Origin of the sequence: Agromyces albus (assembly GCF_030815405.1) — a bacterium.
Lineage (GTDB): Bacteria > Actinomycetota > Actinomycetes > Actinomycetales > Microbacteriaceae > Agromyces > Agromyces albus_A.
In genome coordinates this window covers 1,841,202-1,855,056 of the sequence record NZ_JAUSWX010000001.1, presented here as the reverse complement: position 1 = coordinate 1,855,056, position 13,855 = coordinate 1,841,202, and the positions used below count along the sequence as shown (strand labels likewise).

Sequence of the window (13,855 nt, the reverse complement as noted above, 5' to 3'; positions counted from 1 at the left end):
GTGCCGGGCGGCCCGATCGCCAGGGTGCTCGTCGACTCGCCGCTGCCGCAGCTCGACCAGCTCTTCGACTATCACGTTCCCGATCGGCTCCGCGAGGCGGCCCAAGCGGGCGTGCGTGTGCGCGTCCCGATCCGCTCGGGGGGCCGCATCGCCAACGGCTGGCTCGTCGAGCTCGTCGAGTCGAGTGAGTACGCCGGCACGCTGAGCGAGCTCGAAGACGTCGTCTCCGAGGTGCCGCTCCTCACGCCCGAGGTCTGGGCGCTCGTGCGCGCTGCGGCCGATCGTGCCGCGGGCAATGCGAGCGACATCCTCCGGATCGCCGTTCCGAACCGCTACGTGCGCGTCGAGCGCACGTGGCGAACGGCCGAGTCCGATCCCGGCGAGCTGCCGGCGGCACCGGCGCCGATCACGGGATACGAGGCGGGTCGTGTCGAGAAGGGCATCGACGACGGCGAACGGATGGCGCTCGCAGCCGACCCGCGACCGGTGCGCCTGCCCTCGGGCGAATGGGTCGGCGCGTGGGCGGTGACGCTCGCACACGCCGCTGCATATACGCTCGCCGCCGATCGCTCGAGCCTGCTCATCGTTCCCGACTACCGCGACCAAGCGCAGCTGCAGGCCGCCCTCGCCGCGTTCGTCGACTCGCGGCGCGTGGTGCGCACCGACGCACGGCAGACGGGCGGCGAGCGATTCCGATCCTTCCTCGAGTCGACGGGCGAGCACGCCCGCGTCATCATCGGCAACCGGTCGACCGTCTACGCCCCTGCCGCCCGGCTCGGCCTCATCGCCTTCTGGGACGACGGCGACAGCCTCCAGAACGAGCCGCTCGCTCCGGGCGTGCATCCGCGCGACGCCGCACTCATCCGGCAGGGGCAGTCCGGAGCCGCGCTGTGCTTCCTCGGCCACACCCGCAGCGTCGAGGTCGAGCGACTCGTCGAGATCGGCTGGGTGCACGCGATTCCCGCCGTGAAGCCAGTGCGGCCGCGAGTCATCCCGACCGAGCAGCAGGCCAATCCCGAGCCGGGGTCTGCGCGCATCCCGTCCGCGGCCTGGCGGCAGGCGCAGGAGGCCGTGCGCGAGGGTCCAGTGCTCGTCCAGGTGGCTCGGCCCGGTCATGCTCCGCTCCTCGTCTGCGACCGTTGCCGCGAACCGGCGCGCTGCAACGCGTGCGGCGGTGCGATCACGGTGCCCCGCAGCGGCGGCGACGCCCGGTGCGTGCTGTGCGGAACGAGTGCGAGCGTCTGGCGCTGCACAGTGTGCGAGGCGACGAAGCTCCGCGCCGCCACCGTCGGGGCGAGTCGCACCGCTGAAGAGCTCGGCCGGGCCTTCCCACGAGCGCGCGTCTTCCTCTCCGACGGCGAACATCCGCTCCTGCGGGTCGGCGCCGAGTCGGCACTCGTCGTCGCCACGCGCGGTGCCGAGCCCATCGCCGACGGCGGCTACCGCGCCGTGCTCCTCCTCGACGGCGAGCGGATGCTGCTGCGCGAGTCGCTCCGCGTCGCCGAAGACTGCCTGCGCTGGTGGTCGAACGCGACCGCCCTCGCCGCTCCGGGCGCCCCGGTGTTCCTCGTCGGGGTCGCGGGCGCGCTCGCGACCGCGCTCTCGACGTGGCGGCAGGCGGAGTGGGCGGCCACCGAGCTCGAGTCGCGGCGGGCTCTGCGCTTCCCGCCGTCGGTGCGCGTCGCGAGTGTGACGGCACCGCCCGCTGCCGTGGCTCGCGCGCTCCACCAGGCCAACGCCGCGGCCGACGAGGTCGACGCACTCGGGCCGACAGCGTTCGGTGAGGGACTCGAGCGGGCGATCGTGCGGTTCGACTACTCCGCCGGCGCCGCGGTCGCCAAGGCGCTCCGCGCCGAGATGATCCGAGCGGCCACCGAGCGCCGGCGGCCGGTCGGCGGGCGACCGCCGAAGCGTCCTCCCGTGCTGCGGGTGCGGTTCGACGATCCCGACGTGCCATAGCCGCCCGGTGGTGTGCACCGGGCGCGCAGGGCAGCGGGCGTCGAGCCGCTGCATCCGAGTCGGCGACAATGGAGTGTGCAGAACCTTCGCCTCGTCTTCGCCGGCACTCCGGCCGCCGCCGTCCCGGCGCTCGAACGCCTCGCTGCGAGCGACCATGAGCTCGTCGGCGTCGTGACGAGGCCGGCGGCGCCGCTCGGACGCAAGCGCGTGCTCACGCCGTCGCTGGTCGCCCAGGCGGCCGAGCGGCTCGGGCTGCCTGTGATCGAGGCCGCCCGGCTCGGAGCCGAGCCGACCGCCGCGATCGAGGCGCTCCGTCCCGATCTCGGGGTCATCGTCGCCTACGGCGGACTCGTGCGCGAACCGCTGCTCTCCGCTCCGACCCACGGCTGGGTGAACCTGCACTTCTCGCTGCTGCCCGCATGGCGCGGCGCGGCGCCCGTGCAGCACGCACTCATCGCTGGCGACGCCGAGACCGGGGCATCCGTGTTCCGGCTCGTGCCCGAACTCGACGCTGGCGACGTGTTCGCGATGCGGCCGCGCGAGATCGACGGCAGTGAGACCTCGGGCGAGCTCCTCGAAGATCTCGCGGTGTCGGGTGCCGAGCTGCTCAGCGAGGTGGTCGACGCGATCGCCGCCGGAACCGCGGTCGCGACGGCGCAATCCGGAGAGCCGAGCTTCGCTCCCAAGCTCACGATCGACGACGCGCGCCTGGACTGGCGGCTCCCGGCTGCGGAGGTGCTCGCGCGGTTCCGCGGCGTGACGCCCGAGCCCGGCGCCTGGACGACGCTCGATGAGCAACGACTGAAGGTGCTCGAGCTCGCGACCACCGCGGATGGCGCGGATGCCGCGGACACTGCAGATGCCACGGCGATGCCGCCCGGCATGATCGCCATGCACGATCGCCGCGTACTCATCGGCACCGCCACCGCGCCGCTCGAGCTCCGGCGCGTGCAGCCGTCGGGCCGCACCGCGATGGCCGCCGCCGACTGGTGGCGCGGTGCCGCACGCGAACAGGCGGTCGCGCGATGAGCGGCGGCGCGCGATCGAACTCCCGTGGCGGGGGAGCGGAGCGCGTCTCACCGGCGCGCCGCGTCGCCTTCGAGGTGCTCGAGGCCGTGCGGACCGACGAGGCCTACGCGAACCTCCTGTTGCCCACGCGCATCAGCCGGGCCGGCCTGAATCGTGCCGACGCGGCCTTCGCGACCGAGCTCACCTACGGCACCCTGCGCATGCTGGGCTTCTACGATCTCGTCCTCGAGCTCGCGGCAGACCGGCCCACCTCGAGCATCGACCCGGGAGTGCTCGACGTGATGCGGCTCGGGGTGCACCAGTTGCTCGCGACCCGGGTGCCGACGCACGCGGCGGTCTTCGAACAGGTGGCCCTGGCCCGCAAGGTCGCTCCGAAAGCCGCAGGATTCGCCAACGCCGTGCTGCGCACCGTCTCGCGCACGTCGGCCGACTCCTGGCGCGAACTCGTCGGGGCGGGTGCCAAGGACCGCGACGACCGGCTCGCGCGCCTCTCGAGCCACCCCGCGTGGATCGTGCGCGCGTTCCGCACCGCGCTCGCCCGCGAGGGTCGAGAACCCGAGCTCGAGGCGCTCCTCGAGGCCGACAACGACTCGCCCCGGGTCAACCTCGCGGTGCTTCCGGGCTTCGACGACGCCGACGCAGAGACTGCTGACGGCGTCACGCTCGAGCCCGACCGCTATTCGCCCATCGGCGCGGTCACCGATGACCCGATCGGAGTCGCGCGATCCTCGGGCGGCCGCATTCGCGTTCAAGACGAAGGCTCGCAGCTCGCGGCGCTCGCCCTCACCCGTGCGACTCCCATCGCACCGGGGGAGCGCTGGCTCGACCTCTGCGCCGGCCCTGGCGGCAAGACCGCCGTACTCGCCGCCGAGGCGCTCGGCGGCGGCGCGAGCGTCGTCGCGAACGAGGCGGTGCCGGCGCGCGCCGACCTCGTGCGGAATGCCGTGGCCGGAGTGCCGATCGAGGTCGACGTGCGGGTCGGCGACGGCCGCGAGCTCGACCTCACCGCGCTCGGCGCCCCCGACGGCTTCGACCGCATCCTCCTCGATGCACCGTGCACCGGCCTCGGCGCCCTCCGTCGCCGGCCCGAGGCGCGATGGCGCAAGTCGCCGGCGGATGTCGCCGAGCTCACGAAGCTCCAGGGCGACCTGTTCGACGCCGCGGTCGGCGCACTCGCGCCCGGCGGCATCCTCGCGTACGTCACATGCTCCCCGCACACCGCCGAGACGCACGGCACGTTCGGCGCGGCGCTCGCCCGGTGGGGCGATCGGGTCGAGCAGCTCGACACGCGATCGGTGGTGGAGGCGTTGTCGCGGCATCCGCTCGACCTTGCCGGCGACGCTGACACCGTGCAGCTCTGGCCGCACCGGCACGGCACCGATGCGATGTTCATCGCCCTCGTCCGGCGCCCGGGCGCCGATGCCACCGGCGTCCATGCCGCCGTCGCCGATCGATAGGGTGAATCCATGACGACGCGGATCAACCCGAGCATCCTCGCTGCCGACTTCGCGAACTTCGAGCGAGAGCTCGGTCGCATCGCGAGCGCCGACCTCGTGCACGTCGACATCATGGACAACCACTTCGTGCCGAACCTCACGTTCGGCCTGCCGATGGTCGAGCGGCTCCAGCAGGTCTCGCCCATCCCGCTCGACGTGCACCTCATGATCGACGACCCCGAGCGCTGGGCGCCGGGGTATGCCGAGGCTGGCGCGTTCTCCGTGACGTTCCATGTCGAGGCCGCGTCCGACCCGGTCGGGCTCGCCCGGCGACTCCGCGGGCTCGGCGCACGGGCCGGCATCGCCCTGAAGCCGGGCACCGAGGTGGAGCCGTACCTCGAGCTGCTGCCCGAGTTCGACCAGGTGCTCGTGATGACCGTCGAGCCGGGCTTCGGCGGCCAGTCGTTCCGGCCCGAGACGATGCCCAAGCTCGAGCTCGTCGCCGACACGGTGCGCTCAGCCGGTCTCGACGTGTGGCTGCAGGTCGACGGCGGCATCTCGCTCGAGACGATCGGCATCGCCGCCGCAGCAGGGGCGAACACGTTCGTCGCCGGATCGGCCGTGTTCGGCGCGGATTCGCCCACCGAGCAGATCGAGGCGCTGCGCCGGGCTGCGTCCGTCCACCCTCACGTGCACCGGTAGCCTAGACGGGTGAAGACATTCGACGACCTCTTCGTCGAGCTCAGCGAGAAGGCCCGCACCCGCCCAGCGGGGTCCGGCACGGTGCGCGAGCTCGATGCCGGCGTGCACGCCATCGGCAAGAAGATCGTCGAGGAGGCCGCCGAGGTCTGGATGGCCGCGGAGTACCAGAGCGACGAAGAGACGGCTGAAGAGATCTCCCAGCTCGTCTATCACTTGCAGGTGCTCCTGCTCGCGAAGGGGCTCACGCCCGCCGACGTGTACCGACATCTCTGATCACGCTCATGACCGATCAGTACCGTCGACACGAAAGTCAGGGAATGCTCCGAATCGCCGTGCCCAACAAGGGCTCGCTCTCCGAGACCGCCGCGCAGATGCTGTGGGAGGCCGGGTACACCGGCCGCCGCGACCCCCGCGACCTGCACACCGCCGATCCGCGGAACGGGGTCGAGTTCTTCTATCTCCGTCCGCGTGACATCGCCACCTATGTGGGGTCGGGCGCGCTCGACGTCGGCATCACGGGCCGCGACCTCCTGCTCGATTCCGGATCGGATGCCGCCGAGATCTCCTCGCTCGGATTCGGCGACTCCACCTTCCGCTTCGCGGGGCCGGCGGGCGACTTCAGCGAGCTCGCGCAACTCGACGGAGTGCGGGTCGCCACGAGCTATCCCGGCCTCGTCGGCGGGTTCCTCGCGGGCCACGGCGTGACGGCGAATCTCGTCAAGCTCGACGGAGCGGTCGAGTCGGCCGTGCGACTCGGTGTCGCCGACGCCGTCGCCGACGTGGTCTCCACCGGCTCCACGCTCCGCCAGGCCGGCCTCGAGATCTTCGGCCCGGTCATCCTCGAATCCGAGGCCGTGCTCATCGGCTCCGGCGTCGAGCGGCCGGGCACCGACACCCTCGTGCGGCGCCTCCAGGGCGTCCTCGTCGCCCGCCAGTACGTGCTCCTCGACTACGACGTGCCGGTCGAGCACCTCGAACGCGCCACCGCCGTGGCGCCCGGCTTCGAGTCGCCGACCGTGTCGCCGCTGCACGATCCCGAGTGGGTCGCCGTCCGCGTCATGGTCCCTCGCGTCGACATGAACCACGTGATGGACGAGCTCTACTCGCTCGGCGCACGGGCGATCCTCGTGAGCGCGATCCACGCGGCACGGTTGTGAGGTGACCGGATGTCGCTAGCCGTCCGCGTGATCCCGTGCCTCGACGTGGCTGCCGGCCGCGTCGTCAAGGGCGTCAACTTCCAGAACCTCCGCGATGCAGGAGATCCCGTCGAGCTCGCCGCCCGGTACGCCGATCAGGGCGCCGATGAACTCACGTTCCTCGACGTCACGGCGACCGTCGACGACCGCTCCACGACCTACGACATGGTGCAGCGCGTGGCCGAGCAGGTGTTCATCCCCCTCACGGTGGGCGGCGGCATCCGCTCGGTCGACGACGTCGCGCGACTGCAGGGGCACGGCGCCGACAAGATCGGCGTGAACAGCGCCGCGATCGCGAGGCCGCCGCTCATCGGCGAGATCGCCGATCGCTTCGGCGCGCAGGTGCTCGTGCTCTCGCTCGACGTGAAGCGCTCGCAGCGCACTCCCTCCGGATTCGTCGTGACGACGCACGGCGGTCGCACCGAGACCGACCTCGACGCCCTCGAATGGGCGCGACTGGCCATCGAGCTCGGCGCCGGCGAGCTGCTCGTCAACTCGATCGACGCCGACGGCACGAAGGCCGGGTTCGACCTCGAGCTCACGGCGCTCATGCACGAGCTCGCGAGCGTGCCCGTGATCGCCTCGGGCGGCGCCGGACACGTCGCCGACTTCGCGCCGGCGATCGCAGCCGGCGCCGACGCGGTGCTCGCGGCATCCGTGTTCCACAACGGCGAGGTGACGATCGGCGAAGTGAAAGCCGCCCTCGCGGCCGACGGAAGGATCGTGCGATGAGCGAGGCCGGGCGACGAGGAACTCGAGCGCGACGAAGAGCCGTGGACCGACGGAGCGACGGCGATCGACCGAGCGGCGTTCACCGCCGACGGGCTCCTCCCGGCGATCATCCAGCAGTGGGACACGGGTGAGGTGCTCATGCTCGGCTGGATGGACCGCGAGGCGATGCGCCGCACCCTCACCGAGGGGCGAGTGACCTTCTGGTCGCGTTCGCGCCAGGAGTACTGGCGCAAGGGCGACACCTCGGGGCACGTGCAGTACGTGCGGTCGGCGGCGCTCGATTGCGACGCCGACACCCTGCTCGTGCAGGTCGAGCAGGTCGGTGCGGCGTGTCACACGGGCACCCGGCGCTGCTTCGACGGCGACCCCATCGCGGTCGTCCAGGGCTTCGCGCCGGCAGACTGACGACGAGGAGAGACCGTTGGCCGACGCCACCACCCGTTTCGAGGACTTCACCGCGCTCCTGGCCGGGCGACGGGTCGTGCCCGTCGTGCGCGAGCTCTTCGCCGACGGCGAGACACCGGTGGGCATCTACCGCAAGCTCGCGGGCGGCCGGCCCGGCACCTTCCTCCTCGAGTCCGCCGAGCAAGGCGGCATCTGGTCGAGGTACTCGTTCGTCGGCGTCTCGTCGTACGGGGTGCTCACCCAGCGCGACGACGACATCGAGTGGCTCGACTACGGACTCCCGGCCGAGCGCGCGCTCGGCGATGCCGCCGGCCTTGCGCCCCTCGCCGCCCTCGAGGCGCTCTACGAGCGGTGGCGCACCGAAGACGTTCCGGGCGCGCCCCCGCTGACCGGAGGACTCGTGGGGTTCATCGGCTGGGAGGCGATCCGCCAGATCGAGCGCCTGCCGAACCGGCCTCCCGCCGAGTTCTCGATGCCGGGCCAGGCGTTCGCCTTCGTCTCCGAGCTCGTCGTCATCGACCATCGCACCGGGACCGTGCAACTCATCGCCTCGACCCTCAACGACGACGTCGATGCTCCAGAGCGGCTCTGGGCCGACGCGCAGGAGCGCCTCGACCGGATGCAGCGCGACCTCTCGCGGCCGTCAGAGGCCTGGCTCGCCGAGATCGACCTCACTCGCGCCGCCGATCCGGTGCATCGCACCGAGAAGGCCGACTTCCTCGCTGCCGTCGAGCGGTCGAAGGAGTACATCCGCGAGGGTGACATCTTCCAGGTGGTCATCTCGCAGCGCTTCGAGCAGGAGGCGACGGCGCATCCGATCGACGTGTACCGGGTGCTCCGCAGCCTGAACCCGAGCCCCTACATGTACCTCTTGCACCTCGAAGACACGACCGGGGAGTCGTACTGGATCGTCGGCTCGTCACCCGAGGCGCTCGTGAAGGTGCAGGACGGACGCGTGTTCACGCATCCGATCGCCGGTTCGAAGCCGCGCGGAGCGACACCCGAGGAAGACGCCGACCTCGAAGCCGAGCTCATCGCCGACCCCAAGGAGCAGGCCGAGCACCTCATGCTCGTCGACCTCGCGCGCAACGACCTCGCGAAGGTGTGCACGGCGGGCTCCGTCGAAGTGACCGAGTTCATGCGGGTCGAGCGGTTCAGCCACATCATGCACCTCGTCTCCTCGGTCGAGGGCGACCTCACACCCGGCGCGAACGCCGTCGACGTGTTCCGGGCCGCCTTCCCGGCGGGCACGCTCTCGGGCGCGCCGAAACCGCGGGCTCTCGAGATCATCGACGAGCTCGAACCAGCGCAACGCGGCCTCTACGGGGGAGTGGTGGGCTACTTCGGGTTCGGGGGAGACGCCGATCTCGCGATCGCCATCCGCACGGCGACCATCGCGGGCGGCGTCGCTCGGGTGCAAGCAGGCGGCGGGCTCGTCGCAGACTCGGACCCCGAGTCCGAGTTCCGCGAGTCGCAGAACAAGGCCGCCGCTCCGCTTCGAGCCGTCGCGGTCGCCAACGCGATGCGACGGGTGGAGCCGTGAACTCCTCGCGCATGAAGTCGCCCGCGATCATCGCGACGGTCGTCGGCGCCGGGCTCACGCTGCTCTCGTGGAGCCAGAACTGGTTCGATCTCCGCCTCGCCGACGGGGCAGGCGCAGGCACGGGCGCCGACCCCATTCCGGTCGCCGGGAGCATCGCCTCGCCCGCCCTCGCGGCGCTCGCGCTCGCCGGGCTCGCACTCGTCGCCGCACTTGCGCTCGCCGGCCCCGGCCTCCGCATGGTGCTCGGCGTGCTCGAGGTGCTCCTCGGCGCGTGCATCGTGTTCGCCGCGTCGACCTCGATCGGCGATCCGGTCGCGGCCGTGTCGCCGGCGGTGACGGATGCCACGGGCGTCTCGGGCGCCGGGCCGACCGCCGAGCTCGTGGCATCCATCACCGCATCAGCCTGGCCTGCCGCAGCGATCGCGGGCGGAGCGATCGTGGTGCTCGCGGGCATCGTCGTGCTCGCGACGGGCACGAAGTGGCCCGCCTCCTCTCGTCGCTACCGCGGTGTGCGGCTCGCCGAGACCGACGACCACACCGAACCCGCGCCTCGAGCGGCCTCGGACCGCGCCATCGACGACTGGGACGAGCTCAGTCGCGGCGACGACCCCACGGGGTGAGCGGATGCCGCCGCGGGCCGGGAGCGTCGCCTCGCGCGGAGCTGATCGGGGGCTGGTTCCCCGATTCTCAGCGGCAAGTCCGCGCCCGGTAGACTTGCCGTCGAATCTTGCAACGAAGGAGCATCATGAGCACTGAGACCGACGATCCCGGCCACGGACACTCGCCCGCGGCGTGGACCTCTGTCACGATCATGCTCATCGCCTTCGTGATCGGCACGGTTGCGTTCTTCCTCGACGTGCAGTGGCTCGTCTGGGCCTCGGCGGTGCTGCTCGTCATCGGTCTCGTGGTCGGCTGGGTCCTCGCGCGCGCCGGCTACGGCGTCGGCGGCGACAAGGTCACCACGAAGGTGCACTGAGACGTGCTCTCCGAACTGACCGCGAACGCGGTCGCCGACTCACTCGTGCGCCGCGAGGCGCGCCCCCTCGCTGAGGTGGAGGCAGCCGCGCTCGTGCGCCCGGCCGCGCTCGATGCGCTCGAGGCGCTCCGGCGGTCGTCGCACGTGAAGGTGATCGCCGAGATCAAGCGGTCGAGCCCGTCGCGCGGCGCGCTCGCGACGATCGGCGACCCGGCGGCACTCGCGCGCAGTTACGAGCTCGGCGGTGCGAGCGCGATCAGCGTGCTCACCGAGGGGCGCAAGTTCGGCGGATCGCTCGACGACCTCGAGGCCGTGCGTGCGGCGGTGGCGCTGCCCATCCTGCGCAAGGACTTCATCGCGACGCCCTACCAGGTGTTCGAGGCGCGCGCCGCCGGCGCCGACCTCGTGCTCCTCATCGTCGCAGCCCTCGACGACCGTGAGCTCCGCGAGCTCTATGACCTCATCGTCGAGCTCGGCATGACCCCGCTCGTAGAGACCCACTCGGCCGAGGAGCTCGAGCGAGCCGCGGCGCTCGGCGCCAGGCTCATCGGCGTGAACGCCCGCGATCTCTCGACCTTCGAGCTCGATCGCGACCTGTTCGGCCGGCTCGCCGCTCGCTTCCCCGCGGGCGCGATCCGCGTGGCCGAGTCCGCGGTGAAGTCTGCCGACGATGTCGCCCACTATCGCGCAGCGGGCGCCGACGTCGTGCTCGTCGGCGAGGCCCTCGTGACGGGCGACCCGATTGCCAACCTCTCAGCTTTCCTGGCGGTGTGACATGGCGCTCAGAGCGCAGACCGGTCCGTACTTCGGCGACTTCGGCGGGCGATTCGTGCCCGAGTCGCTCATCGCAGCACTCGACGAGCTCGGCGAGGCCTACGACCTCGCGAAGCTCGACCCCGGATTCGGAGCCGAGCTCGCCGAGCTCGGCCGCAGCTACACCGGGCGCCCGTCGATCATCACCGAGGTGCCGCGATTCGCCGCGCACGCCGGCGGTGCCCGAGTCATCCTGAAGCGCGAAGACCTGAACCACACCGGCTCGCACAAGATCAACAACGTGCTCGGCCAGGCGCTGCTCACGAAGCGCATCGGGAAGACCCGCGTGATCGCCGAGACCGGCGCGGGCCAGCACGGCGTCGCAACGGCGACGGCCGCCGCCCTCTTCGGCCTCGACTGCGTCATCTACATGGGCGAGGTCGACACCGAGCGCCAGGCGCTGAACGTCGCCCGCATGCGCCTGCTCGGCGCCGAGGTCGTCGCGGTGAAGGCGGGATCGCGCACCCTGAAAGACGCGATCAACGAGGCCATGCGCGACTGGGTCACGAATGTCGCCACGACGAACTACATCTTCGGCACGGTCGCCGGTCCGCACCCGTTCCCCGAGATGGTGCGCGACTTCCAGAAGATCATCGGCGAAGAGGCCCGCCAGCAGGTGCTCGACCTCACCGGTGCGCTGCCCACCGCCGTCGCCGCGTGCGTCGGCGGCGGCTCGAACGCGATCGGCATCTTCCACGCGTTCCTCGACGACACCGACGTCGCCCTCTACGGCTTCGAGGCCGGCGGCGAGGGCGTCGACACCGAACGCCACGCCGCGACCATCACGCGCGGCCGCCCGGGCGTGCTGCACGGCGCCCGCAGCTACCTCCTGCAAGATGACGACGGCCAGACGATCGAGTCGCACTCGATCTCGGCGGGCCTCGACTATCCGGGCGTCGGCCCCGAGCACTCCTGGCTCTCGGCGATCGGGCGGGCGACGTACCGGCCGGTGACGGATGCCGCTGCCATGAACGCGCTGCGCCTGCTCACCCGCACCGAGGGCATCATCCCCGCGATCGAGTCGGCGCACGCGCTCGCGGGCACCCTCGAGCTCGGACGCGAGCTGGGCCCCGACGCGACGATCCTCGTGAACCTCTCGGGCCGCGGCGATAAAGACATGGACACGGCGGCGACGTACTTCGAGCTCTACGACCAGGAGAACCCCAAGTGAGAACCGCTGGTCCCGTCATCCGCCGGCGCAACGACGAGGCGAATGGCGCGCTCATCGGCTACCTGCCGGTCGGATTCCCCACCCTCGACGAGAGCGTGGAGGCTGCTGTCGCGCTCGTCGAGAACGGCGTCGACGTGCTCGAGCTCGGCCTCCCGTATTCCGATCCCGTCATGGACGGCCCGGTCATCCAGGCCGCGACCCAGCAGGCGCTTGCCAACGGTTTCCGGCTCACGCACGGGTTCGAGGCGGTACGCCGCATCACTGAGCGCACGGATGCCCCTGTGCTCATCATGACCTACTGGAACCCCGTGGTGCAGTACGGCGTCGACCGGTTCGCCGACGATCTCGCAACCGCCGGGGGAGCGGGGCTCATCACCCCCGACCTCATTCCCGACGAAGCGGCCGAATGGATCGCCGCAGCCGAGCGCACCGGACTCGACCGCGTCTTCCTCGCCGCCCCCACGTCGAGCGACGCCCGCATCCGGCAGGCCGTCGATGCGAGCCGCGGTTTCGTCTACGCGGTGTCGACGATGGGCATCACCGGAGCCCGCACCGACGTCGACCAGGCGGCGCGCCGGCTCGTCGCGCGCCTCTCCGACGCAGGCGCCCCGGCGAGCTGCGTCGGTCTCGGCATCTCGACCGCGGCCCAGGTGGCCGAGGTGCTCGAGTACGCCGACGGTGCGATCGTCGGCTCGGCACTCGTGAACGCACTCGCGACGGGCGGCGTTCCCGCGGCCGGCGCTCTGGCCGCGGAGCTCGCGCGCGGCACCCACCTCGAGTGAAGTACGCTGACTGAGGCCCTCGCGGCCGCCAGTCGTCTGAGGAAAGGCAGCAGCCCGAGTGATCGCACCGTTCAGCATCCCGAGCCCCGATGAGGCATGGCGGATTCTTTGGGAAATCCCGCTTCCATGGGGCGGCGTGATCGCTATCCACACATATGCGCTGTGCATCCTGCTCGGAATGGTCCTCGCGGTGATCATCACGTCGCGGCGACTGACCACGCGCGGCGCGGAGCCCGGCGTCGTGCTCGACATCGCCCTGTGGGCGGTGCTGCTCGGCATCATCGGCGCGCGGGTCTACCACGTGCTGACCCACCCGGCCGACTACTTCGAAGGCCAGGAATGGTGGCGCGTCTTCGCGATCGCCGAGGGTGGGATTGCGATCTATGGGTCGCTCCTCGGCGGTGCGGTCGGCGTCTTCATCGGGTGCAAGCAGACTGGTATCCGGTTCCTGTCGTTCGCCGACGCGCTCGCCCCAGGCCTGCTCGTCGCGCAGGCCACCGGCCGCCTCGGCAACTGGTTCAACCATGAACTCTTCGGCATGCCCACCGACCTGCCCTGGGGCCTTGAGATCGACTCGGCCAACCCGGCATTCCCGGCGGGCCTGCCCGACGGCACGCTCTTCCACCCGACGTTCCTCTACGAGATCATCTGGAACCTCGCCGGAGCGGCGCTCATCATCTTCCTCGGGCGCAAGATCAACCTGCGCTGGGGCAAGGCGTTCGCCGTCTACCTCATCTGGTACGGCCTCGGTCGCTCGTTCTTCGAGTCGATCCGGGTCGATCCCAGCGAGATGTTCCTCGGCATCCGGGTCAACGTGTGGGCGTCGTTCGCGGCCATCCTGCTCGGCATCGTGATCTTCGTGGTACAGAGCCGAAGGCACACCGGCGACGAGCCGACGCCCTACGAACCGGGCCGTGAATGGAAGGGCGCCGACGCTGAGGTAGACTCGGACGAAACCGAGTCCGACTCCGACTCTCTCGACGATGACGTCGAGGGCGGGAACGACACGGGCGAGACCGCAGCCACAAGCTCGAGCCGGTCACCCTCACCGTAGGACGCCCATTCACCACGTTCACCGAACGCGACGCCGCACCATGCGCCGCGACATCCC

Annotated in this window: 15 protein-coding genes; all 15 read left to right on the top strand. The window is 71.2% G+C overall.

Annotation, left to right across the window (positions count from 1 at the left end; genetic code table 11):
• The 15 genes from QFZ29_RS08695 to lgt all read left to right on the top strand — a co-directional run bounded on the left by QFZ29_RS08695 (position 1) and on the right by lgt (position 13,798).
• Positions 1–1,959, top strand: a complete 1,959-nt coding sequence (locus tag QFZ29_RS08695) for a primosomal protein N' (protein WP_306893754.1) — start codon at positions 1–3, stop codon at positions 1,957–1,959.
• Between the two features lie 75 nt (positions 1,960–2,034).
• Positions 2,035–2,988, top strand: coding sequence for a methionyl-tRNA formyltransferase (gene fmt, locus QFZ29_RS08690; protein ID WP_306893753.1), 954 nt, complete (start codon positions 2,035–2,037; stop codon positions 2,986–2,988).
• Positions 2,985–4,445, top strand: coding sequence for an RsmB/NOP family class I SAM-dependent RNA methyltransferase (locus QFZ29_RS08685; protein WP_306893752.1), 1,461 nt, complete (start codon positions 2,985–2,987; stop codon positions 4,443–4,445). The genes fmt and QFZ29_RS08685 overlap by 4 nt, the downstream gene beginning before the upstream one ends.
• Positions 4,446–4,454: 9 nt before the next feature.
• On the top strand, positions 4,455–5,126 hold the full coding sequence (rpe, locus tag QFZ29_RS08680; protein WP_306893751.1) for a ribulose-phosphate 3-epimerase: 672 nt from the start codon (positions 4,455–4,457) through the stop codon (positions 5,124–5,126).
• 9 nt (positions 5,127–5,135) lie between these two features.
• Positions 5,136–5,399, top strand: a complete 264-nt coding sequence (locus tag QFZ29_RS08675; protein ID WP_306893750.1) for a phosphoribosyl-ATP diphosphatase — start codon at positions 5,136–5,138, stop codon at positions 5,397–5,399.
• A gap of 44 nt (positions 5,400–5,443) precedes the next feature.
• Positions 5,444–6,283, top strand: a complete 840-nt coding sequence (gene hisG, locus QFZ29_RS08670; RefSeq protein WP_306893749.1) for an ATP phosphoribosyltransferase — start codon at positions 5,444–5,446, stop codon at positions 6,281–6,283.
• Between the two features lie 9 nt (positions 6,284–6,292).
• Positions 6,293–7,054, top strand: coding sequence for an imidazole glycerol phosphate synthase subunit HisF (gene hisF, locus QFZ29_RS08665; RefSeq protein ID WP_306893748.1), 762 nt, complete (start codon positions 6,293–6,295; stop codon positions 7,052–7,054).
• 63 nt (positions 7,055–7,117) lie between these two features.
• Positions 7,118–7,459 (top strand): phosphoribosyl-AMP cyclohydrolase, encoded by a 342-nt coding sequence (gene hisI, locus QFZ29_RS08660; RefSeq protein ID WP_306896666.1) that lies wholly within the window; start codon positions 7,118–7,120, stop codon positions 7,457–7,459.
• 16 nt (positions 7,460–7,475) lie between these two features.
• Positions 7,476–9,002 carry an anthranilate synthase component I gene (locus QFZ29_RS08655; RefSeq protein ID WP_306893747.1) on the top strand — a complete coding sequence of 509 codons (1,527 nt, stop codon included), beginning with the start codon at positions 7,476–7,478 and terminating at the stop codon, positions 9,000–9,002.
• Positions 8,999–9,622 carry a Trp biosynthesis-associated membrane protein gene (locus tag QFZ29_RS08650; protein WP_306893746.1) on the top strand — a complete coding sequence of 208 codons (624 nt, stop codon included), beginning with the start codon at positions 8,999–9,001 and terminating at the stop codon, positions 9,620–9,622. Before QFZ29_RS08655 ends, QFZ29_RS08650 begins: the two co-directional genes overlap by 4 nt.
• 125 nt (positions 9,623–9,747) lie before the next feature.
• Positions 9,748–9,978, top strand: coding sequence for a DUF6704 family protein (locus QFZ29_RS08645; RefSeq protein WP_306893745.1), 231 nt, complete (start codon positions 9,748–9,750; stop codon positions 9,976–9,978).
• A 3-nt stretch (positions 9,979–9,981) separates the two neighbouring features.
• Positions 9,982–10,752 carry an indole-3-glycerol phosphate synthase TrpC gene (trpC, locus tag QFZ29_RS08640; protein WP_306893744.1) on the top strand — a complete coding sequence of 257 codons (771 nt, stop codon included), beginning with the start codon at positions 9,982–9,984 and terminating at the stop codon, positions 10,750–10,752.
• Position 10,753: 1 nt separating this feature from the next.
• A complete protein-coding gene (gene trpB / locus QFZ29_RS08635; RefSeq protein WP_129521221.1) occupies positions 10,754–11,962 on the top strand; it encodes a tryptophan synthase subunit beta in 1,209 nt (402 codons plus the stop codon).
• Positions 11,959–12,744 carry a tryptophan synthase subunit alpha gene (trpA, locus tag QFZ29_RS08630; RefSeq protein ID WP_306893743.1) on the top strand — a complete coding sequence of 262 codons (786 nt, stop codon included), beginning with the start codon at positions 11,959–11,961 and terminating at the stop codon, positions 12,742–12,744. The genes trpB and trpA overlap by 4 nt, the downstream gene beginning before the upstream one ends.
• Before the next feature lie 58 nt (positions 12,745–12,802).
• Positions 12,803–13,798: a prolipoprotein diacylglyceryl transferase gene (lgt, locus tag QFZ29_RS08625; protein ID WP_373426199.1), complete on the top strand. Its 996-nt coding sequence runs from the start codon at positions 12,803–12,805 to the stop codon at positions 13,796–13,798.
• The last annotated feature ends 57 nt before the right edge of the window (positions 13,799–13,855 follow it).